The 22,242-nt window shown below is 67.9% G+C and carries 20 protein-coding genes and 2 pseudogenes; 16 read left to right on the top strand and 6 right to left on the bottom strand.

Annotation, left to right across the window (positions count from 1 at the left end; translation table 11 throughout):
* The first annotated feature begins 55 nt into the window (after positions 1–55).
* The 12 genes from tpx (at position 56) to L1066_RS06735 (ending at position 11,105) form a co-directional block, all read left to right on the top strand.
* Complete coding sequence (gene tpx / locus L1066_RS06790) at positions 56–550, top strand: thiol peroxidase (protein WP_235735593.1); 495 nt, start codon at positions 56–58, stop codon at positions 548–550.
* Between the two features lie 348 nt (positions 551–898).
* Positions 899–1,702, top strand: coding sequence for an IclR family transcriptional regulator (locus L1066_RS06785; protein ID WP_235735592.1), 804 nt, complete (start codon positions 899–901; stop codon positions 1,700–1,702).
* A 21-nt stretch (positions 1,703–1,723) separates the two neighbouring features.
* Positions 1,724–2,626, top strand: a complete 903-nt coding sequence (locus L1066_RS06780; protein WP_235735591.1) for an LLM class F420-dependent oxidoreductase — start codon at positions 1,724–1,726, stop codon at positions 2,624–2,626.
* Entirely contained in the window at positions 2,623–5,004 is a 2,382-nt protein-coding gene (locus tag L1066_RS06775; RefSeq protein WP_235735590.1) for an arylsulfatase, read from the top strand. Before L1066_RS06780 ends, L1066_RS06775 begins: the two co-directional genes overlap by 4 nt.
* Before the next feature lie 136 nt (positions 5,005–5,140).
* On the top strand, positions 5,141–6,676 hold the full coding sequence (locus L1066_RS06770; protein ID WP_235735589.1) for an ABC transporter substrate-binding protein: 1,536 nt from the start codon (positions 5,141–5,143) through the stop codon (positions 6,674–6,676).
* A 60-nt stretch (positions 6,677–6,736) separates the two neighbouring features.
* Complete coding sequence (locus tag L1066_RS06765; RefSeq protein ID WP_235735588.1) at positions 6,737–6,970, top strand: hypothetical protein; 234 nt, start codon at positions 6,737–6,739, stop codon at positions 6,968–6,970.
* Entirely contained in the window at positions 6,943–7,707 is a 765-nt protein-coding gene (locus L1066_RS06760; protein WP_235735587.1) for an ABC transporter permease, read from the top strand. The genes L1066_RS06765 and L1066_RS06760 overlap by 28 nt, the downstream gene beginning before the upstream one ends.
* Complete coding sequence (locus L1066_RS06755; RefSeq protein ID WP_235735586.1) at positions 7,704–8,582, top strand: ABC transporter permease; 879 nt, start codon at positions 7,704–7,706, stop codon at positions 8,580–8,582. The genes L1066_RS06760 and L1066_RS06755 overlap by 4 nt, the downstream gene beginning before the upstream one ends.
* A 1-nt stretch (position 8,583) precedes the next feature.
* Complete coding sequence (locus L1066_RS06750; RefSeq protein ID WP_235735585.1) at positions 8,584–9,585, top strand: ABC transporter ATP-binding protein; 1,002 nt, start codon at positions 8,584–8,586, stop codon at positions 9,583–9,585.
* Positions 9,582–9,785 carry a hypothetical protein gene (locus L1066_RS06745; RefSeq protein WP_235735778.1) on the top strand — a complete coding sequence of 68 codons (204 nt, stop codon included), beginning with the start codon at positions 9,582–9,584 and terminating at the stop codon, positions 9,783–9,785. The genes L1066_RS06750 and L1066_RS06745 overlap by 4 nt, the downstream gene beginning before the upstream one ends.
* Positions 9,773–10,600 (top strand): ABC transporter ATP-binding protein, encoded by an 828-nt coding sequence (locus tag L1066_RS06740; RefSeq protein WP_235735768.1) that lies wholly within the window; start codon positions 9,773–9,775, stop codon positions 10,598–10,600. Before L1066_RS06745 ends, L1066_RS06740 begins: the two co-directional genes overlap by 13 nt.
* Before the next feature lie 13 nt (positions 10,601–10,613).
* Positions 10,614–11,105 (top strand): nuclear transport factor 2 family protein, encoded by a 492-nt coding sequence (locus L1066_RS06735; protein WP_235735584.1) that lies wholly within the window; start codon positions 10,614–10,616, stop codon positions 11,103–11,105.
* Here L1066_RS06735 and L1066_RS06730 read toward each other — a convergent pair.
* The gene (locus tag L1066_RS06730) at positions 10,994–11,596 is read right to left on the bottom strand and encodes a flavin reductase family protein (protein WP_235735583.1); all 603 of its coding nucleotides are present in this window, start codon (positions 11,594–11,596) and stop codon (positions 10,994–10,996) included. The genes L1066_RS06735 and L1066_RS06730 overlap by 112 nt on opposite strands.
* A gap of 167 nt (positions 11,597–11,763) precedes the next feature.
* On the opposite strand from L1066_RS06730, the gene L1066_RS06725 reads away from it, so the two are divergent.
* The 4 genes from L1066_RS06725 to hsaA all read left to right on the top strand — a co-directional run bounded on the left by L1066_RS06725 (position 11,764) and on the right by hsaA (position 16,010).
* On the top strand, positions 11,764–12,633 hold the full coding sequence (locus L1066_RS06725) for an alpha/beta fold hydrolase (RefSeq protein WP_235735582.1): 870 nt from the start codon (positions 11,764–11,766) through the stop codon (positions 12,631–12,633).
* Positions 12,630–13,817 carry an acyl-CoA dehydrogenase family protein gene (locus L1066_RS06720; protein WP_235735581.1) on the top strand — a complete coding sequence of 396 codons (1,188 nt, stop codon included), beginning with the start codon at positions 12,630–12,632 and terminating at the stop codon, positions 13,815–13,817. The genes L1066_RS06725 and L1066_RS06720 overlap by 4 nt, the downstream gene beginning before the upstream one ends.
* A 43-nt stretch (positions 13,818–13,860) precedes the next feature.
* Complete coding sequence (locus L1066_RS06715; protein ID WP_235735580.1) at positions 13,861–14,778, top strand: VOC family protein; 918 nt, start codon at positions 13,861–13,863, stop codon at positions 14,776–14,778.
* A 68-nt stretch (positions 14,779–14,846) separates the two neighbouring features.
* Positions 14,847–16,010 carry a 3-hydroxy-9,10-secoandrosta-1,3,5(10)-triene-9,17-dione monooxygenase oxygenase subunit gene (hsaA, locus tag L1066_RS06710; protein WP_235735579.1) on the top strand — a complete coding sequence of 388 codons (1,164 nt, stop codon included), beginning with the start codon at positions 14,847–14,849 and terminating at the stop codon, positions 16,008–16,010.
* 36 nt (positions 16,011–16,046) lie between these two features.
* Here the strand turns inward: hsaA and L1066_RS06705 are convergent, their stop codons facing one another.
* From L1066_RS06705 to L1066_RS06685, 5 genes and pseudogenes are all read right to left on the bottom strand, one after another.
* On the bottom strand, positions 16,047–16,469 hold the full coding sequence (locus L1066_RS06705) for a universal stress protein (RefSeq protein ID WP_235735578.1): 423 nt from the start codon (positions 16,467–16,469) through the stop codon (positions 16,047–16,049).
* Between the two features lie 86 nt (positions 16,470–16,555).
* Positions 16,556–18,694 (bottom strand): tannase/feruloyl esterase family alpha/beta hydrolase, encoded by a 2,139-nt coding sequence (locus tag L1066_RS06700; protein WP_235735577.1) that lies wholly within the window; start codon positions 18,692–18,694, stop codon positions 16,556–16,558.
* Between the two features lie 152 nt (positions 18,695–18,846).
* A pseudogene (locus tag L1066_RS06695) lies at positions 18,847–19,942 on the bottom strand (2-oxoacid:ferredoxin oxidoreductase subunit beta).
* Positions 19,939–20,264 (bottom strand): annotated as a pseudogene (gene fdxA, locus L1066_RS06690) (ferredoxin). Before fdxA ends, L1066_RS06695 begins: the two co-directional pseudogenes overlap by 4 nt.
* Before the next feature lie 19 nt (positions 20,265–20,283).
* A complete protein-coding gene (locus tag L1066_RS06685; RefSeq protein ID WP_446499897.1) occupies positions 20,284–22,230 on the bottom strand; it encodes a 2-oxoacid:acceptor oxidoreductase subunit alpha in 1,947 nt (648 codons plus the stop codon).
* Between the last annotated feature and the right edge of the window lie 12 nt (positions 22,231–22,242).

Genomic DNA, 22,242 nt, shown 5'->3' with positions numbered 1-22,242 from the left:
GACCAGCGGGTGGCTACCCGTGCCGGACTGCCCACGATGCGTGTAGGAATGAGGCATGGCTACCACTGCATTCAAGGGCAACCCCGTCAACACGTCCGGCGAGCTTCCTGCCGTCGGCTCCGCCGCTCCGGCCTACGACCTGGTCGGTGAGGGCCTCTCCGCCCTCACCTCCGCTGACCGCGCCGGGCGCACCGTCCTCAACATCTTCCCGAGCGTCGACACCGGTGTGTGCGCGGCCAGCGTCCGCAAGTTCAACGAGCTCGCCGCGGGCCTCGACAACACCACGGTCGTCAACGTCTCGAAGGACCTCCCCTTCGCCCAGGCTCGCTTCTGCGGTGCCGAGGGCATCGACAACGTGAAGGTCGGCTCCGCCTTCCGCTCCTCCTTCGGCGAGGACTTCGGCGTGACCATGCTCGACGGTCCGCTCGCCGGCCTGCTCGCGCGCTCCGTCGTCGTACTCGACGAAGCCGGCAACGTCGTGCACTCGCAGCTGGTCCCCGAGATCACCACCGAGCCCGACTACGACGCCGCGATCGCCGCGCTCGGCTGATCCGCTCCCTGCACCACCCGTTCGCAGACTGACCCACCTTCCGGACCCACTGGCCCGGCCCCGTGCCGCCGGTGGGTCCGTCTGCGTTCTCGTGGCGGATCGAGGCGCTCTCAACGCGGATGGGGGCGCTCTCGACGCGGATTCGGGGGACCTCGGCGGGGGTTCCAGCCAGTGGGAGTGGCGGTGATGGCTCGACGAGTTGCAGGTTCCCTGTGAGGAGGATCACGCGCTGCTTCGGAGGGCTGCCATGACCATCACCGCCATCGGACGGGCCGGGCTTCGCGGGGGCCGGCTGCCTCGCCGCGGCCCACGGAGGCCCCGGCGCCGGCGCCTTCGATGATCGAGCGCATGACTGCGGTGCTCGACGCCTTCGAGACGCCCACGGCCCATCGCAGCCTCGAGGACGTGATGCGCCACACCGGGCTGGCCCGGTCGACGGCGCACCGCATCCTCACCACCCTCACCCAGCTCTCCTGGGTACGGCGGACGAGTGACGGCTACGCGCTCGGGCCGCGGTCCCTCGCCTTCGCGGACTGGGAGCACACCTCGATGGACCTGCGGCACACGGCAGGGCCGGTGCTGCACGAACTCCAGATCGCGACGGGCATGGTCGTGCACCTCGGTGTTCTCAAGGGTGCGCACGTCCACGTCCTCGACAAGCTGGGCGGGCGGTTCGCCGCCTCGGTGCCCACCCGGGTCGGCGGTCGGGTGCCCGCGCACGGCACGGCGCTCGGCAAGGCGATCCTGGCCTGGCTGCCGCCCGAGGACGTCGAGGTGTCGCTCCGTCACCAGATGGGGCGGATGACGGCGCGCACCATCAGTGACCTCAACGTGCTGCACCAGGACCTGCGCCGGGTACGGGAGCGGCGGGGCCTGGCCTTCGAGCAGGGCGAGTGCTTCACGGGCGTCGGCTGTGTGTCGTCTGCGGTCATCGGCGCGGACGGCCCGATCGGCAGCATCTCGGTGGCGATGCCGCCGCAGACGCCCCTGGAGAAGGTCGCACCACTGGTCGCCGACGCCAGTCGTCGGGTCAGTGCCGAACTCGACCCGCGCCGTACGACGGTGCCGACCCCCGACAGCCACCCACTCCACACGTGGTCGAAGGAGACCTTGGACAGCATCCTCGCCACGAGCTCGGGTCGCTGGATGTGAACCGACCCTGCGGTCCCCGGGGTGCAGGAATCCCTCCCACTGACTGGGTTTTCGCCCTTCCGCAGCATCCGGATCCCTAGTTTCGCGGCATGCGACACGGAATCTCTCTTCACCAGCGACCGAGGCATCGTCCCCCAGCACGCGGCTCGCGCTGCCGAGGAACGCGGCTTCCACACCTTCTACGTGCCGGAGCACACGCACATCCCGGTCCGCCGGTCCGCGGCTCACCCGGCCACCGGCGACGATTCGCTCCCCGATGACCGCTACCTGCGCACCCTCGACCCATGGGTGACCCTCGGTGCGGTGGCGGCCGTGACCGAACGGATCGGGCTCGGCACCTCGGTGGCGCTGCCGGTCGAGTCCGACCCGATCACCCTCGCCAAGACGATCGCCACCGTCGACCACCTCTCCGGCGGACGGGTCACGCTCGGCGCCGGGTTCGGCTGGAACACCGACGAACTGGCCGACCACGGCGTCCCGCCCCAGCGCCGCCGGACCGTCCTGCGTGAGTACGTCGAGGCGATGCGGGCGCTCTGGACGCAGGAGGAGGCGTCGTACGACGGCGAGTTCGTCAGCTTCGAGGCTTCGTGGGCGTGGCCCAAGCCGATCCAGGAACACGTGCCGGTGGTGATCGGTGCCCAGGCCGGACCGAAGACGTTTGCCTGGATCGCTGCGCACGCGGACGGGTGGCTCACCACGCCGCTGGACGAGTCGATCCCGGAGCAGGTCAATCGGCTGCGTGAGGCGTGGGCCGCCGCAGGCCGCGACGGACAGCCGGAGGTGCGAGCACTCCGACCCACCTTCGAGCTGCTCGAGGAGTGGGAGGCCGGCGGTGTCACGGAGGCGGTCTGGGGACTGCCGGATGCCGATGAGAAGGCGGTGCTGGAGCACCTCGACCGCCTTGCTGGTGACCTCGGGCTGTGACGGCCGACCGGCTGGCCAGCAGTGCCGCCGACGATCCGCCCGACGAACGCGGAGTGCCGGGCCACGCACGGGGCTACGAGCGGCATCCGGGCCGGATCGGGCGCACGACGTCGGAGTCCGAACGGGCCTGGCCGAGGCCGCGATCGGCGCCGCAGGGTGCCCCCAACGTGGTCGTCGTCCTGGTCGACGACATGGGCTTCAGCGATGTCGGCCCGTTCGGCTCCGAGATCGACACCCCCAACCTCGACCGGCTGGCGGCCACCGGGGTGCGGATGACTAACTACCACAGCACGCCGGTGTGCTCTCCTGCCCGCGCTGCGCTGTTGACGGGGCTCAACCCCCATCGGGCCGGTTTCGGCTCGGTCGCCAACTTCGACCCGGGGTTCCCGGGCGTCCGGTTGGAGCTCGGCGACGACGTCCTGACCCTGGCCGAGATCCTGCGCGACCAGGGCTACGCCACCTACGGCGTGGGGAAGTGGCACCTGAGTCGCGAGGCGCTCATGAACGACGCCGCCGCCCGCGAGTCGTGGCCGGTGCAGCGTGGCTTCGAGCGCTACTACGGCACCACCGAGGCGCTCAACAGCTTCTTCCACCCCAACCGGATCGTCGTCGACAACAGCCCGCAGGACGTCGCAGAGTTCCCCGACGACTACTACCTCACCGACGACCTGACCGACCGGGCGTTGGAGATGATCAAGTCGCTGCGCGCGAGCGACGCCCGGAAGCCCTTCTTCCTCTACTTCGCCCACCACGCGATGCACGGGCCCCTCGGTGCCAAGCAGGTGGACCTGGACAAGTACCGCGGCCGCTACGCCGCCGGGTGGGACCGGATCCGCGAGGAGCGTCATGCCCGCCAGCTCGCGGACGGACTCTTCGCGGCCGACGTGCCACTGCCGCCCCGCGGAGGCGGGAAGCCACGCTTCGACGTGCCTGCCTGGGAGGAGCTCACCGCTGAGCAGCAGGCGCTCTATGCCCGCTACATGGAGGTGTATGCCGCGATGGTCGACAACATCGACCAGAGCCTCGGCAGGATCACTCGGACCCTCGCCGACCTGGGGGAGCTGGACAACACCATCATCGTCTTCACCTCCGACAACGGCGGGACGATGGAGGGCGGACCCGAGGGAACGCGCAGCTACTTCAGCCGCTTCGTCCACCTTCCCAAGATTCCCACCGACTGGGAGCACGACGTCGCGCTCGACCCGACGATGATCGGCGGACCGCGCACGATGGTCCACTATCCGCGCGGCTGGGCACTGGCCTCCAACACGCCGTTCCGGCTCTACAAGGGGCAGGCCTTCGCCGGCGGCGTCCGGGTGCCCTTCCTGCTCTCGTGGCCGGCCGGTCTGCCCCGGTCGGAAGGCGACGACGGGATCCGGCACCAGTACCAGTACGTGACCGACCTCGCTCCCACCATCTTGGAGCTCGTCGGCCTCGAGACGCCCGGCGTACGGCACGGCAAGCAGGCGTTGGACATGGACGGGGTGAGCTTTGCCGAGGTGCTCACCGATCCGGCCTCGTCGGGCACCCGCAGGGAGCAGTACACCGAGTTCGCCGGCAATCGTGGGTTCTATCGTGACGGGTGGAAGGTCGTCACCTCCCACGTGCCCGGGACCGACTTCGACGACGCCGAGTGGGAGCTCTACCACGTGGAGGTGGACCCCAACGAGCTCCACGATCTCTCCGCCCTGCATCCGGAGAAGCTCCGCGAGCTGGCCGCCGGATGGGAGCGGGCCGCGTGGGAGAACACGGTCTTCCCGCTCAACTCCACGGGTGCGCTGGAGCAGGTGATCCGACGTCCCGATGAGGACGCCTACGTCGAGCCGGTGCGGATCCTGCCGGGCACCCCGACGCTGGAACGCTACCGCGCCCAGTGCCTGGTCACCCTGCGCTCCTTCACCGTCGACATCGAGGTGGAGCACTGCGCGACGGACGAGGGGATCCTCGTCGCGCACGGCGACCAGGGTGGGGGCTACCTGGTCTTCGTCGAGGGCGGTCGACTGCACCTCGGCTACAACGAGTACGGCCGGATGCACCTGGCCGCCGGGCCGGAGCCGGTGGTGGCGGGCGGTCACACGGTGCGCGTGGTCGCCACCGCGCTCCCGGACTTCCGATGGTCGTGGGAGCTGCTCCTCGACGGCGTCGGGGTGGCTCGGATCGACGACGTGGCGATGCTGGTCGGCATGGCGCCGTTCAGCGGCATCGACGTGGGCCTGTGTCGGGGTGGCCCGGTGCACTGGGAGCTCTTCACCCGGCGCCGCAGCTTCCCCTACTCGGGTCGACTGACTGCCGCCACGTGGACTCCAGGACCGTCGGCCGACTACGACCCGGCCCTCGTGGCGGACGTCGAACGCCGCAGCGCAGCGGCGTACGACTGACGGTTTCCGAGTCACTCCCGGTCACTGGGATCCCCGTCCTCGGGGCCACTTCAGTCATCAGGATCTGGAATCACTCCGTGTGACGCACGACATTCCGCCCCTCGGGTGGGCACCCATCTAGGAAGTGGAGAATCCCGTGAAGCGAATCCCAGCCCTGGCCGTCGCGGCCTGTCTGGCCCTCACCGCCGCGTGTGGCAGTTCCGGCGGCAGCGGCGGCGGCAGTGGTGACCCCGACCCGGACGCCGTCCTGCGCTACACGACGTCTGCCGGCGCCACCTCCTTCGACCCGCACAAGACGGTCGCAGCCTCGGACTTCATCGTGCTCAACCTCGTCTACGACCGGCTCGTGCACCAGGACGTCGACGGCCAGCCGGTGCCGGGCCTGGCCGAGTCGTGGGAGTTCTCAGACGACTTCAAGACGTTGACCTTCCACCTGCGCGAAGGGCTCAGCTTCGAGGACGGAACCGCCTTCGACGCCGAGGCCGCGAAGGCCAACCTGGACCGAGCCCGCGAACCCGACTCCATCTCCGCCTCACTGCTCTCCGACGTCGATTCGGTCGACGTCGTCGACGAGTCCACGGTGCAACTCAACCTGAGCGCTCCCGGTGTGCACCTCGTGCTCACCCTCTCCGACCTGGCCGGGATGATGGTCAGTCCCCAGGCCTTCGCCACGCCGGACGCCGCCAAGGCGCTGGCGACCGACTCCGACGGCATCGGTCGCTTCACCCTGGGTGAGTCCGACCCCGGCTCGCACTACGTCTTCGAAGCGGTCGACGACTACTGGGACAAGGACGCGCTCAAGCTCGCCGGCCTGGAGTTCAGTGTCGCCACCGACCCCCAGACCAACCTCAACGCCGTCGCCTCCGACCAGGCGGACTGTGCACTCGTCTCTCCCGCGATGATCGCTCCTGCCGAGCAGATCGCGGGGGCAACGACGAAGGCGCGCACGGTGCTCACCCAGACCGTCCTCTACTTCAACCAGACGAAGAGCGAGTTCGACGACCCGCTGGTGCGGCGCGCGATCAACCTGGCCCTGGACCGCGACGCCATCCTCGAAGGCGCGCAGGAGGGCAAGGGCGAGGCGTCGACGGGCCTCTTCCCGAACGACTACTTCGTCTCCAACGACTCGGTTGCCGACCTTGTCGCCACCGACCGGGACGCGGCTCGCGATCTCCTCGAGCAGGCCGGCCTGCCCAACGGCTTCTCCTTCACCGCGGTGACCCTGACCATCCCGCAGTTCGTGACGACTGCGGAGATCATCAAGTCGCAGCTGAAGGAGATCGGCATCGAGATGGAGATCAAGGCGCTGCCGCCGGCCGACATGGGCATCAACTTCCTGAAGGGGACCGGCGACGCCGTGATCACGGCGTGGACCGGGCGTCCTGACCCCGCGATGCTCTTCTCGGCCTACTTCGACGAGGCCGCGCCCCAGAACGTCAGCCGCGTGGAGCCCGAGGGCTTCGACGAGGCTCTCGCTGCAGCCAACGCCATCGACGACGTCGCGGCCCGCGGTGAGGCACTGGCCGCGGTCCAGAAGCTGGTGCTGGAGGAAGGTGCCGTGGTCCCGGTGACCTTCAACCAGGTCGGCACGGTCTGCAACGACCGGGTCACCGGCTACGAGCCGACCGTCGTCGGCATCAGTGAGTTCCGCGGTGTCGGGATGACGAACTGAGCGGGTCGCCGTCGCGTCCGCTGAGCTTCGGGCCAACTGGTCAACGATGAGGGGAATGCCGTGAGTGCCGCCGTTGTGGGACGCCGCACGATGTCGATGTTGGGCCGACGACTCGTCGCCCTGGTGCCCTTGATGGGCATCGTGACCCTCGCGACCTTCAGTCTCATCTTCTTGATCCCCGGCGATCCGGCCCACCGGATCGCCGGGGAGGGCGCCTCCCCGAGCAGGTGGCGGCCGTCCGATCGGACCTGGGTCTGGACCAGCCGGTGTATCAGCAGTTCTTCGGCTTCCTGAACAATCTTGCGCACGGGGACCTCGGCACCAGCTACACCTTCCGCACCCCGGTGTGGGACATGATCTCCGCGCGGATGCCGATCACCGTCTCGCTCACCCTGGTCGCCATGGTCATCGCCCTGCTGATCGGGATCCCGACCGGAGTGCTGGCGGCCCGCCGCGCGGGGAGATGGCAGGACCGGGTCGTCACCGTGGGCAGCACGCTGGGCCTGGCCACGCCCAACTTCGTGCTGGGTCTGCTGCTGACGTTGGTCATCGGGCTCAAGTTCCAGCTCCTGCCGGCGACCGGCTACGTGGAGATGTCCGAAGGCTTCTGGCCATGGCTCAGCCACCTGCTGCTCCCCGGCTTCGCCCTCGGCGTCGTTGCCGCCGCCGAGATCGCACGCCAGCTGCGGGCCTCCCTGGCCGACGTACTGAGGCAGGACTACGTGCGCACCGCCGTCGCCAAGGGCATGCTGCCCGGCACCGTGGTCTGGAAGCACGGTCTGAAGAACGCCCTGATGCCGGTGGTCACCGTCATCGGCATCCAGACCGGCTACCTGCTCGGTGGCACCGCCGTCATCGAGACGATCTTCGGCATCCAGGGACTCGGCGACTTCGCGGTGCGCGCGGTGCTGTCGGGCGACCTGCCGGCGATCCAGGGGATGGTCGTGTTCGCCGTGATCATCACCGTGACCGCAAGCCTGGTGGTCGACATGACCTACGGCTACCTCAACCCGAGAGGGGAGTCCCAGTGAGCGCGATCCCCACGACCCCGGTCGTCGTCGAGTCGCCCCGTGGCCGCTTCCTGCGCCGGTTCACCGGCCCCTGGGCGAACCGGGTCGCCCTGCTGGTGCTCGCCGTCTGGTTCATCGCGGCGATCGCGGCACCCTGGTTGGCGCCGCACGACCCGCTGACCCAGAACATCGACGGCCGTCGCCTGCCACCGTTCTCCGACGGCCACCTCCTCGGCACCGACACGTTGGGAAGGGACACCCTCTCCCGGCTGCTGTACGGCGCCCGGGTGGCAGCGCAGGCCGCGGTCACCTCCGTGGGCGTCGGCCTGCTGGGCGGCCTCGTCCCGGCGCTGCTCGCCGGGCTGCTGCGCGGGTGGTGGGACGCGGTCTTCTCCCGCATCGCCGATGCCCTGCTGAGCTTCCCACCGCTGCTGCTGGCCCTGGCCATCGTCGGCGTGATGGGCCCGAACCTCACCAACGCCATGCTCGCGATCGGCGTCGTCTTCGTGCCGCGCTTCTTCCGTGTGGTGCGGGCAGCCACCCTCGCCGTCCGTGAGGAGACCTTCATCGAGGCCTCGCGCAGCATCGGCACCCCGACCCACTGGATCCTCCGGCGCCACGTGCTGCCGAACGTGCTGTCACCGCTCGCGGTGCAGATCAGCCTCGCCTTCGGCTTCGCGATCCTGGCGGAGTCGTCGTTGAGCTTCCTCGGCCTCGGCGTGCAACCACCCGACCCGAGCTGGGGCAGCATGCTCTCCGAGGGTCGGGCCGCCTGGTTCTACACACCGTGGCCGGTGATCGTGCCGACCGTCACGGTCGTGCTCACCGTCCTTGCCTGCAACGTGATCGGCGACGGACTCTCCGACTCCGTGGGCCGCGAGAAGGGGAGGGTCTGACATGACGTCACCCCTGTTGTCCGTGCGTGACCTGACCGTGGAGTTCTCCGTGCGCGGGGCCTGGCAGCCCGTGGTCACCGACGTGAGCTTCGACGTGCAGCCCGGCCAGGTGGTCGCGTTGGTCGGCGAGTCCGGATCCGGCAAGAGCGTCTCGTGCTTCGCCCTGCTGCGGTTGCACGGCGACAACGGACGTACGTCGAGTGGCGAGGTGCTGCTCGACGGTCGCGACCTGCTCCGTCTCAGTGAGCGTGAGATCGCCGACGTGCGCGGCAACGAGATCGCGATGATCTTCCAGGAGCCGATGACGAGCCTCAACCCGGCATTCACCGTCGGTTCCCAGATCGCCGAAGTGGTGCGCCGGCACCGGGGGCTCAGCCGCGCCGACGCCCGCAAGCGTGCGATCGAGGTGCTCGACCTGGTCGGGATCCCACGCGCGGCGAGCCGCTTCGTGGAGTATCCGCACCAGTTCTCCGGTGGGATGCGACAGCGTGTGATGATCGCGATGGCGCTGGCGACGGAACCGCGGATGCTGATCGCCGACGAGCCCACCACCGCGCTCGACGTCACCATCCAGGCCCAGATCCTCGACCTGGTGCGTGACCTCGCCCGGGACTTCGGGATGGGCGTCCTGCTGGTGACCCACGACCTCGGTGTCGTCGCCGACGTCTGTGACGAGGTCGTCGTGATGTATGCCGGTGAGGTGGTCGAGCGGGCCGAGTGCTTCAACATCTTCGAGCGGCCGCGTCACCCCTACACGGCGGGACTGATGAGGTCGTTGCCCCGCGTCGACGGGGTCGGTGGCATCGAGATCATCCCGGGCACTCCGCCGATGCCGGACCAGTTCCCCACGGGCTGTCGGTTCGCACCCCGGTGCAGTCACGCGATCACGGAGTGCTCGATCGATGCGATCAGCCTGGAACCACGCGAGACCGGAGGGGTCGTGCGGTGCATCCGTACCGATGAGCTCGACCTTCGTCGCAGCACCGAAGGAGTCTCCGTATGACCGGCGCTGGCCTCGACGACGACCTGGGGCGGGCCCCACTGCTCAAGGTCCGCGACCTGCACGTCTCCCACCGCATCGGCCGTCGGGCGCTGCCCGCCGTGCGAGGCATCGACCTGGAGGTTGCCGAGGGCGAGGTGGTGGCCCTGGTGGGGAGTCGGGCTCGGGCAAGTCGAGCGCGGTCCGGGGCATCACCCAGCTGATCCGTCCCGACCGCGGCTCGGTCGAGCTCGACGGGGTGGACCTCGTCAGGCTCCGCGGCAAGGCGTTGCGCAGGGTGCGGCGTGACATCCAGATGGTCTTCCAGGATCCCTTCTCCTCGCTCGACCCCTCCATGGCCGTGGCCGACATCATCGGTGAGCCGCTGGTGGTGCACACCGACCAGGGCCGACGTGAGCGGCGACGTACGGCCGTGGAGATGTTGGAGATGGTGGGCCTCCGCGCCGAGCACGCGGACCGGTATCCGCACGAGTTCTCCGGTGGACAGCGTCAGCGGATCGCGATCGCTCGCGCGTTGGTGCTGCGGCCCAAGGTGATCGTGGCCGACGAGGCCGTCTCGGCGCTCGACGTCTCGAGTCAGAACCAGGTGCTCGCGCTGCTGGAGGAGTTGATCGCCGAGCTCGGAGTGGCGTGTCTCTTCATCACCCACGACCTCGCCGTCGTCCGGCAGATCGCAGATCGTGTGGCCGTGATGTATCTCGGCACCCTGGTGGAGCAGGGCGGCACCGACGAGCTGTTCGGATCCCCGCAGCACCCCTACACCCGTGCGCTGCTCTCGGCCGCGCCCGTCGCCGACCCGGTGGTGCAGCGGTCGCGCACCAGGATCCGACTCAGCGGTGAGTTGCCCGATCCGATGAACCCACCGACCGGGTGCGTCTTCAGCTCGCGGTGCCCGGACGCGATCGAACTCTGCCACGAGCAGGTTCCGCAGACCCGTACGTCGCGGGCTGGCACGACGGCCGCCTGCCACCTGGTCGAGGCCGTGCCGCAGGAGAAGCTCCACCCCAGTACCCAGTGAGAGGAAGTCCGACATGGACGCAATGCAGCAGAGGATCGCCCGCCTGGAGGCGATCGAGGACATCAAGGCGCTCAAGCACCGCTATCTGCGGGCATGCGACGCGAAGCGGCCGGAGGACTTCCGCAACTGCTTCATCGCGAAGGGGGCGATCGTCGACTACGGGCCGCGGATCGGCAAGTTCGAGGACGCCGACGGCATCGCGGCCGTCTTCAGCAGCCTTGCGTTGAAGCGGGTCGACGACAAGGTCGTGATCCTCGACATGCACCACGCGATGCACCCCGACATCCAGGTGATCGGTGACGGCGAGGCGACGGGTGCCTGGACGCTGCGCTTCCGCCAGGTCGACCTGGTGGAGAAGGTCGAACGACTCAGCGCGATCGAGTATGCCGACCGTTACGTCATCGAGGACGGCGAGTGGCGGATCGCCCGCTGCGAGGTCACGGTGCTGTGGACGCTCGTGAAGCCGTTGCCGGAGGGCTTCGTGATCACCGAGTCCTTCTCCTGACCGGTGATGCCGAAGGTGCCCCGGTAGAAGACCAGGGGCCGGGAGTGGTCGCCGGCGTCGAGTGCGTGGACTCGTCCGATCACGACGTCATGGTCACCTGCCGGGTGCACGTCGTGGATCTCGGCGTGCACCCGCAGAAGTACGCCGGGTAGTGCGGGGGCGCCCCACGGCGAGGTGGTCCAGTCGAGGCCTTCGAACCGGCTCCCGCGGCTGGAGCCGAAGCGGTCGCACAGGTCGCGCTGGTCCTCGTTGAGGACGTTCACGCAGAACCGACCCGCCTCCCGGATGCGTGGCCAGGCCCGGCCCCGGTGGTCGGCACAGAAGAGCACCAGCGGCGGCTCCAACGACACCGACGCGAAGGACTGACAGGTGAAGCCTGCGGGTCCGCCGTCGTCCTGGCCGGTGACCACGGTGACGCCCGAGGCGAAGTGCCCCATGGCTGCTCGCATCTCCGCAGGGGTCGGGCCGTCGACCGGATCAGTCGTCATCATGGGACCAGCGAACTCGGTCCGGTTGCCTCGGCCGTGCTCGATCCCGCTCAGCGACGCGAACCGGTCCGGGCGGCGTGCATCGGGCCGTCGAAGATGGGAGCGGTGCAGTTCTTCCCAGTCACTGGGAGCAGCCTCCCGGCGCTGTGCCGCGCCCCTAGCGTGCACGTGTGACCCAGCTGACACGAGAGTCCACGTTGCGTGAACTGAAGACCGATTCCGGGGTGCTGCGCTACCACGAGGCAGGTGATCCTGACGCGCCTCCGCTGCTGATGCTGCACGGCTCCGGGCCGGGCGTCTCGGCGTGGCGGAACTTCCGCAACAACCTGCCCGTCTTCGCCGAACACTTCCACTGCCTGGCTCTCGAGTTCCCGGGCTTCGGGATCAGTGACGACACCGACCTCCACCCGATGGCTGCGGCTCTCCCGGCCGTCAGCGCTTTTCTTGACGGCCTGGGCATCGAACGGACCGCCATCATCGGCAACTCGATGGGCGGCGTGGTCGCGACCCGGTTCGCGATCGCCAACCCCGACCGGGTGGAGCGGCTGGTCACGATCGGCGGGATGGGACGCAACATCTTCAGCCCGTCGCCGGGTGAGGGGATCAACCTGCTGACCGACTTCGTCGAGGACCCCACCAAGGAACGGCTCGTCGCGTGGCTCAACTCGATGGTGCACGACCGTTCGCTGGTCACCGACGAGCTGATCGCCGAGCGCTGGGAGCTGGCCCTCGACCCGGAGGCGCTCGCCTCGGCACGACGCATGTATGGCCGTGGCGTCCTCCAGGCCATGGCGAAGGCAGCCGAGGCCTCGGACCAGCCGCCGTACTGGGCGATGCTGCACAAGATCACCGCGCCGACCCTGATCACCTGGGGCCGCGACGACCGGGTCAGTCCGGTGGACATGGTGCTGCTGCCGATGCGCGCGGTGCCCGACGTGGAGGTGCACATCTTCCCCAACTGCGGGCACTGGACCATGATCGAGGCCAAGGCCGCCTGGGAGGCGACCGTGCTGGCCTTCCTGACCCGGGAACGCGCATGACGAGGCACCCGGTGCTCGAGGCGATCGAGACGCACGCCGACGAGCTCGCAGCGCTCGGGCCCGAGAACGAGAAACTGGGACAGCTCAGCGACCGCACCGTCGAACTGCTGCGGGAGACCGGTGTGATCCGGATGCTGCAGTCCTGCGAGCGAGGCGGGATGGAGGCACATCCCCGAGAGTTCGCCGAAGCGGTGATGCGACTCGCCTCACTGGACGGTTCCACGGGGTGGGTCGCCGGGATCGTCGGCGTCCATCCGTGGGAGATGTCCATGTGTGACCCGCGGGTGCAGGAAGAGGTCTGGGGCGAGGACCCGGACACCTGGATCGCGTCCCCGTACGCCCCGATGGGCGTGCTGCGCCCGGTTGACGGTGGCTACATCTTCAACGGGCACTGGCAGTTCTCGTCCGGCACCGACCACTGCGACTGGATCTTCCTCGGCGCCTTCCTCGGGGACGAGGACGGCAACCCGCTGATGCCGCCGCAGAGCCACCACGTGATCCTGCCGCGCTCCGACTACACGATCGTCGAGGATTCGTGGGACGTCGTGGGCTTGCGCGGCACGGGTTCCAAGGACATCGTCATCAAGGATGCCTTCGTCCCCGACTACCGGGTGGTGCCATTCTCGAAGTTCATGGACGGCTCGCAGCCGCGCGAGTCCGGCCACACCAACCCGCTCTTCCACGTGGCCTTCACGACGGCGTTCCCGCTCGGCATCACCTCCGCTGTCATCGGCATCGCCGAAGGTGCACTCGCAGCGGCCATGGCCTACCAGCGGTCCCGGGTCCAGATCACCGGCACGGCGGTGAAGGAGGACCCGCACGTGCTCTATGCCCTCAGCGCTGCGGCGGAGGAGATCAAGGCATCCCGTACGGCGCTGCTCGAGAACGCGGACCGCTTCCATGACATCGCCTCCCGGGGCGAGCAGGCAACCTTGGAGCAGCGAGCTGCGTCGCGTCGTACGCAGGTCTCGGCGGCGTGGCGTGCGGTCCGCGCGATGGACGAGATCGTCGCCCGCTCGGGCGGCAACGGCCTGCGCATGGACAACCCGATCCAGCGCTTCTGGCGCGACGGTCACATGGGACTCGCCCACGCGATCCACGTGCCGGGTGCGGTCTTCCAGGTCTCCGCGCTCACTTCCCTCGACGTCGAGCCGCCGCCCGGACCGATGCTCTCCATGATCTGAACGAACGCCGATCCGAATGAACACCGACCCAGGAAGGACACCCATGACGGAGATTCGCGGTCTGGGCTATCTCAAGGTGCAGAGTGCCGACATCCCGCGGTGGCGCGAGTTGACCGTCGACTGCCTGGCCATGCAGGAGGTGGACGGGCCGAACGAGGGCGGTCTGCACCTGCGGATGGACGAGCGGAGTGCCCGCCTGATCGTGCTGCCCGGCGACACCGACAAGGTGTTGGCCGTCGGCTGGGAGGTCCGTGACCACTTCGCCCTCGCTGCGGTGGCACGAGCCGTGGAGGCCTCGGGTCGTGGGGTGAAGGTGCTCAGCCAGGAGGAGTGTGACGTCCGCCGGATCGAGGCAGGCGTGGCGTTCGAGGACCCGGCAGGGACCCCGCTGGAGGTCTTCTTCGGACCGGTGCTCGACCACAGCCCGGTGCTGACCGGCCACGGACAGTCGTTCGTGACGGGTGACCACGGGATGGGTCACGTGGTGCTGCCGACGACGGTGCCCGAGGCGACAGTGGAGTTCTACACGGAGGTGCTGGGCTTCCTGCCCCGCGGCGCCATCCGCCTCGGTGGCCTCGACTCGCCGCCTCCGGTGCGCCGCGTACGTTTCCTCGGGGTCAACCAGCGCCACCACAGCCTGGCGATCTGCCCCGCACCGCACGGCGAAGCCCCCGGCCTGGTGCACCTGATGATGGAGGTCGACACCCTTGACTCCGTCGGGCGGGCCCTGGACAAGGTCAACAAGGCGGGGTTCTCACTGTCCTCGACCCTCGGCCGGCACACCAACGACAAGATGGTGTCGTTCTACGTCCGGGCACCTGGCGGGTGGGATCTCGAGTACGGCTGCGAAGGGATGCTCGTCGACGAGACCTTCTACACCGCCGAGGAGATCACCGCCGACTCCTACTGGGGTCACGACTGGTCCGGGTCGGAGCCGCTGGCGGCCTTCAGCGTGGAGTAAGAGCGTGCGCGCTCCCACTGAGCGACAGTGCGGGGAGGAGGTCTCCGGAACCAGTTGATCCTTGAAGGATGAACGTGGTGCTGGAGAACGTCCGGGACCTGCTGCCCGGCCTTGCCGAACGCGCGGTCGCGACCGAGGATGCCCGTCGAGTGCCCGCACGGAGCATCGCCGAACTGCAGGCGGCGGGCGTCTTCACGATGCTGCAACCGAGCAGGTACGGCGGCCTGGAGGACCACCCGGTCAACTTCTACGAGGTGGTCCGGGCGATCGCGAGCGTCTGCGGATCGACCGGGTGGGTCGCCTCAGTGATGGGGGTCCATCCGTGGCAGCTCGCGCTCTTTCCCGAAGCAGCGCAGGACGACGTCTGGGGAGAGGGGCCCGACGTACTGCTCGCGTCGTCGTACGCGCCCGTGGGCCGGCTGGTGGAGGTGGACGGTGGCTACCGGCTCTCCGGGCGCTGGAGCTTCTCCTCCGGTTGCGACCACGCCGCGTGGTTGCTGCTGGGCGCGTTGGTCACCGGTCCCGGTGGCGATCCGGTGGACTTCATCACGACCTTGGTCCGTCGGTCGGAGGTCGAGATCATCGACGTGTGGGACACGATCGGACTGCGTGGTACCGGGAGCAACGACATCGTCGTGCGCGACGTCTTCGTGCCGTCCTATCGGGCGATGCGCAACTTCGAGCACTCCCGGTTGAGCGGGCCGGGACAGCAGGTCAACACCGGCCCGCTCTATCGGATGCCGTTCGGTGCGGTGTTCACCAACACCGTGACTGCGCCGATCCTCGGCACGGTCCAGGGGTGTCTCGACACGTACGTCGCCACGATGCGGGAACGACACCGGTTGAGCCTGGGCGGTGGTCGCTTCCTGGAGGATCCCTTCGCCCACGTCGCGTTGGCCCGTGCCGCTTCGGAGATCGACGCCTCGATCCTGCAGATGGAGCGCAACATGAACGAACTCCATGCCGCGGCTGCGGCCGGGCGAGAGATCCCGATGGAGCTGCGGCTGCGGGCCCGCCGCGACCAGGTGCGCGGCACGGAGCGTGCCCTGACCGCGATCGACATGCTCTTCAAGACCGCGGGTGGCAACTCACTTCGTTCGGACCACCCGATCGGTCGGGCCTGGCGTGACGCCCACGCGGGATCGGTGCATGTCGCCAACGACATCGAACGCACCCTCGCCCTCTACGGCAAGGGTGCGTTCGGGATGACCGTGGAGGACAACCTCGTCTGACTGCGCGGCTGGGCTGGACTCGGCCTCGGGCCCGGCTCAGGCGGTGTTCACGATGTATACGTCGCAGTTCGCATGGTGGGCGACGGCCGCCGGCACGCTGCCGAGGACGCGCGCGATGCTCTGGAGGCGCTTGTTGCCGACCACGATCAGGGAGGCGTCGAGGCGTTCGGCCTCCTCGAGAAGTGCCTCGGCCGGCCGGCCCTGTACGGCGGCACTCGTCACCGTCGCGACCACGTCGGCGAGCCGGGTTGCCACGCGGGCCGCGATGTCAGCGCTCTCCTCGGCGACGGACACGGAGTGGGTGCCGTCGGCCACGGTGATCTGCGCAGACTGGTCGCGAACGTAGGCACACACCACGTGCAAGGCTGCCCCAGTCGCGTTGGCGAGCTGTGCTGCCCGTTCCGCCGCCCGCTCCGCACGCTCGTTGCCGTCGACTCCGACGATGATCAGTTCCGCCATTTCCGTACCTCCAGGCTGAGGGAGCTGATGCTCCGCGGACCAACTCGATTCATGCATATCAATAGTGCCCGATGGGTCGAACGAGGTCACCGCACGCGGACGGTGACCTTCGTCGCGGACCCATCCACCGTGCCGCTTCCCCGGTAGACGACGCGTAGGCGGTGCTTGCCCACGGTCGCTCGTCTGGGGACGGTGAGGACCACCGTGGCCTTCCCGGAGGCATTGAGCCTGGCCTTGGCCGAGCCAAGGCCGCGCACCACCACCCGACCGGCTGGTGTGATTGCAGCACGCACGGTGATGGACACCCGTAGCTTCCCGCCCCGGCGCACCTTCTTCTTCGCGGGCTTGGCCTTGACCGTGCTCGTGGCAGGGTCGAGTCGCATGGCGACGCTCGTCTGGGATCCGCTGTAGTTGCCGTAGCCGCGGTAGCGGAGCTCCAGGCGCTTGGCAGGCATGGCTTTGCGCGGCACGATCAGTTCGGCGACGCCCTTGGAGACCGTGCCGGAGGCGACCGTCTTGCCGTTGATCACGGCGTCAACGACCCCGGTCAATTCAGCGTCGTCCTCTGCACTGACGTGAGCCGTGACGGTGACCGGTTCGCCGACGGCGCCGGTGACTGGGGAAGCTCCGACGGTGGTACTGATCTTGGCTGCGGCGGTTGTCTCCTCGCCGCACTGGAAGCTGGCGGCATCGGTGAGCGGGCCGCCGTCGTACATCTGCGCCTGGGGGTAGGGACAGAGGTTGCGGTGACTCTCGCCGGCTTCGTTCTCGAGAGTGGCCGGAAGGACGTCGGGTGCTTCGCCGTCCTCGACCCAATGCACCAGTGCTGCGAACGGGTCGTCGGGCTGGTGCCCGGTGCCACCACCGCAGTGATTGACCCCGGGTGCCAGGAACAGGCGGAAGAAGTCCTCGGTCCGGTCGCCCGAGACGCGCGCGACCTCGTCGAAGTAGTGAGCCGACTGCGCCGCCGGGAAGAGCCCGTCGGCTTCGCCATGCCACATCAGCAACTTGCCGCCGCTGCGCCGGTAGGGCTCCAACACCGGGTCGGCGCTCGCCAGCAACTCGAGACGACCCTGCATCCGATCGCGGATCGTCGTCACCAAGTCGTCGGAGGTGTGGCTCGTCCAGTCCACCGTGGTGTCGGCGAAGGCGAAGTTCTGCAACGCGAACGACGGAGGCACGCTGAAAGTGCCGCCGGAGAGGTCCACTCCGGGAGTGTGGCCGTACCAAACGAAGCGGTCGTCCGCCGTGCGCGGGCCTTCGAAGATCTGCGCGACGACCTCGGCCTCACGCTTGGTGATCGTGCCGCACTCGGTCTCCATGCCGATGACGGTCTCCAACGCGGCCTCGTAGTCACAGCGGGCGGGCGTCGAGACGAGGCCGTCCACGGCGCCGTCATCCGCGTCGCAGTGATTCCGGACCGCGTCTCCCATGGCAGCGAGCTTGCAACGGGGAATGAAACCACCGAAGGCATCGTGCTGAACCATGGCTGGCCAGGACATGGTCATGTTCAGCCGGTCGGCGCCGTACATCGCAGGCGCAGCCGACATCACGCCGTCGAAGACACCGGGAAAGCGTTGCGCGATCTCCAATCCCTGGCGGCCGCCGTTGGAACAGCCGTTCCAGTAGGTGTAGTCGGCCGGTGCGGCGTAGTGCTTGTCGACCACCTGTTGAGAGATGAGCGTGCCTTCCCAGACGCCGCGGTAGGTCCAGTTCTCGAAGATCTGCCAGTTGAAGGAGTCTCCGGTCTCGTCGGAGTCGAGGAAGATGTTGGGCTGTCGGTCATCGGTGACACCGGAGTCGCTCGCCGTCACTGCATAGCCATCGGCCAGCGCAGCGGTCATCGACGAAGCTCCGTGCGTGGCACGTGTCCCACCTCCGCCCACCGCCTGGATGCGGCCGTTCCAGGTGGCAGGCAACCAGACCCAGACGCTGACCTCATCGGGTCCGAAGCCGTTCTCCTCGCCGTGGGTCAGGGTGACTGCCACCTCGCAGAAGTCGATGCCACCGACGTCAGTGCCGACCGGAGGGGTGAGCTCGGTCTGCCCGGAGGTGTTCCACTGCGTGCTCACGCCGATGATCTCGGCGGTCTCCAGCGACAGGCCGTCCAGGAGCCCGTCCGCGGCACTGCACTGATCCTCGGCGGAGGCGACGGCAAGCGTGCCCACGTCGGCTGGGGCTGCGGCTGCAGTGGGGCTCAGGCTCCCTGCAACGAAGGTTGCCATGACTGCCGCCAAGCTACTCAGACATTTTCGTGAACCCGTGGACCTGAACACCATCAGCACTCTCCCGTACCAGAGAAACAATGCATATCAATGTGATCGTAACCACAGAATCGATGATGCCGCAACGCAAATGGGTGGGGCTCAGTGGCTTCTCAGGTGATGGTCCAGGTGTCGCCGTTGTTGATGAGGTTGGTGAGGCGGTCGTGGGGGTGGTGGTGTGTTCGTTCTTGGCGGTGGTGATTTGGGCGCGGGCGAGGTCGTCGTAGGCGGGGCGTTGGACTTGGCGGAAGATGCCGATGGGGCTTTGGTTGAGGTAGCCCGAATCGGTGAGTCGGCTGATGGCGAAGGCGGTCGACGGGTCGGGGTTGTGGGCGTCGTGGACGAGGATCTGTTCGATGCCTACTTCGGCGACCTCGACCACTTCGATACCACCGGTGGTGGGGTTGCGGATGAGGCCTTTGGTGCCTATGCCGTCTTCTCCGGGGGTGCCGAAGGTGATGGGTTGGTCGTGGACGAGGGGGATGATGGCGTTGGCTTTTGAGTCGGGGTTCTTGATGGCGTCGAAGGCGCCGTCGTTGAAGATGGGGCAGTTTTGGTAGATCTCGACGAGTGAGGTGCCGCGGTGGGCGGTGGCTGCGGTGAGCACGCTGGTGAGGTGTTTGCGGTCGCTGTCGATGGTGCGGGCGACGAAGGTTCCTTCGGCTCCGAGTGCGAGGGAGACGGGGTTGAAGGGGTGGTCGAGGGAGCCGACGGGGGTGGATTTGGTGATTTTGCCGATCTCGCTGGTGGGGGAGTATTGGCCTTTGGTGAGCCCGTAGATGCGGTTGTTGAACAGCAAGATGGTCATGTTGACGTTGCGGCGCAGCGCGTGGATGAGGTGGTTGCCGCCGATGGACAGGGCGTCGCCGTCGCCGGTGACGACGAAGACGTGGAGGTCTTCGCGGGCGACTGCGAGGCCGGTGGCGATGGAGGGGCGCGTCCGTGGATGGAGTGCATGCCGTAGGTGTCGAGGTAGTACGGGAATCTTGAGGAGCAGCCGATACCGGAGATGAACACGACGTTTTCGCGGCGGATGTTCAAGGTGGGCAGGAAGCTCTGGACGGCTTTCAACACTGCGTAGTCGCCGCAGCCGGGGCACCAGCGGACTTCTTGGTCGCTGGTGAAGTCCTTGCCGGTGAGGCTCTCGCCCTCGGGCAGGGTGGGTACGCCGGTGGTGCCGAGGGTGGGGAGTCCCAGATCGATGCTCATGAGTCTTCTCCTTGTGGCGGGAGTGCGGTGACGTCTGGGTGGTCGAGGTGGTTGGTGTTGGTCTTGGTGGCGCCGCCGGGGATCCGAGTTCGGTGAAGAAGTCGGCGTTGATGGTCAGGAAGCCCGACGATTCCTCGGGCAGGTCGTCTTCGTAGAAGATCGCTTCGGTGGGGCAGACGGGTTCGCAGGCGCCGCAGTCGACGCATTCGTCGGGGTGGATGTAGAGCATCCGGGTGCCTTCGTAGATGCAGTCGACGGGGCATTCGTCGATGCAGGCGCGGTCCTTGACGTCGATGCAGGATTCGTTGATGACGTAGGTCATGCGTGGGCTCCGGGGGTGCTCATCGTGAGGTCGACGGTGGTGTTGTCGGTTTGGGCGACGAGGTCGCTGATGGCTTGGGCGAGGTCGGCGGCTTTGAGGGGAGGCCGCGGACTTGGTTGTAGCCGACGATGTCGACGAGGTATTTGGCGCGGAGCAGTAGGGAGAGTTGGCCGAGGTTCATCTCGGGGACCAGGACTTTGTCGTAGCGGGTGAGGATGTCGCCGAGGTCGTTGGGGAAGGGGTTGAGGTGGCGCAGGTGGAGGTGCGCGACGTGGTAGCCGGCTTTGCGGACGCGGCGGACGCCGGCGCCGATGGGTCCGTAGGTGGAGCCCCAGCCGAGTGCCAGCACTTTGGCTTGCCCGGAGGGGTCGTCGACCTCCAAGGGGGGCAGGGAGTTGGCGATGGCGTCGATCTTGGCTTGGCGGGTGCGGACCATGTGGTCGTGGTTGGCGGGGTCGTAGGAGATGTTGCCCGAGCCGGTGGTGCCGTCTTTCTCGAGGCCGCCGATGCGGTGCTCGAGTCCGGGGGTGCCGGGGATCGCCCAGGGCCGGGCCAGGGTGTCGGGGTCGCGGGAGTAGGGCTCGAACGTGTCGCCGTTGAGGGTCTCGGTGGTGGTGAAGTTGGGGTTGATGAGGGGGAGGTCGTCGACGGTGGGGATGGCCCAGGGTTCGGAGCCGTTGGCGAGGTAGCCGTCGGAGAGGAGCATGACGGGGGTGCGGTAGGTGATGGCGATGCGTGCTGCCTCGACGGCGGCGGTGAAGCAGTCGCCGGGTGAGGAGGGGGCGATGATCGGTACGGGTGCTTCACCGTTGCGCCCGAACATGGCTTGGAGCAGGTCGGATTGTTCGGTCTTCGTGGGCAGGCCGGTGGAGGGGCCGCCGCGTTGCACGTTGACCACGATCAGGGGCAGTTCGGTCATGACCGCGAGCCCGATGGCCTCACCCTTCAACGCGACACCGGGTCCGGAGGTGGTGGTGACGCCGAGGTGGCCGGCGAAGGAGGCGCCGATGGCGGCGCCCACGCCGGCGATCTCGTCTTCGGCCTGCAAGGTGGTGACACCGAACGACTTGTGTTTGGACAACTCGTGGAGGATGTCGCTCGCGGGGGTGATCGGATACGAGCCGAGGAACACCGGCAGTCCGGAGCGGACCCCGGCAGCGATGAGGCCGTAGGACAGGGCGAGGTTGCCGGTGATGTTGCGGTAGGTGCCCGCGGGCATGGTGGCGGGTTTCACCTCGTACTGCACCGCGAACGCTTCGGTGGTCTCGCCGTAGTTCCAGCCGGTCTTGAACGCGGTGATGTTGGCATCGCGGATGGCGGGGGCCTTGGCGAACTTCTTCGACAAGAACTCCACCGTGGTGTCGGTGGGGCGTCCGTACATCCACGACAACAATCCGAGGGCGAACATGTTCTTCGCCCGGGCTGCGTCCTTGCGTGACAACCCGTACTCGGCCACCGAGGCCACCGTCATCCCGGTCAGGTCCACCGGCTGCACGTTGAACGACCCCAACGGGTCGTTCGCGTCCCCCAGCAGATCCAACGGGTTGGCGTCGTAGCCGGCCTTGTCCAGGTTGCGTTTGGTGAAGTCGTGGGTGTCCACGATGATCGTGCACCCCGCGGGCAGGTCACCGATGTTGGCCTTCAACGCCGCCGGGTTCATCGCCACCAACACATCAGGGGCATCACCAGCAGTCAAGATGTCGTGGTCAGCAAAATGCACCTGGAACGACGACACCCCCGGGATCGTGCCCTGAGGCGCCCGGATCTCGGCCGGGAAGTTCGGCAACGTCACCAGATCATTGCCAAACGCAGCCGACTCCTGAGTGAAACGATCACCGGTGAGCTGCATCCCGTCACCGGAATCACCGGCAAAACGAATGATCACCCGGTCGAGCTGACGGACCTCTTTGTGCGTCACCGATGCTCCTATCTCTGATAATGATTCTACGGTAATCTTTCGTGGGATGGAGTGTCAATC

It is taken from the genome of Nocardioides alcanivorans, assembly GCF_021555175.1.
Classification (GTDB): Bacteria; Actinomycetota; Actinomycetes; order Propionibacteriales; family Nocardioidaceae; genus Nocardioides; species Nocardioides alcanivorans.
The sequence above is the reverse complement of the archived record's forward strand: the minus strand, read 5'-3'. Positions and strand labels throughout refer to the sequence as shown.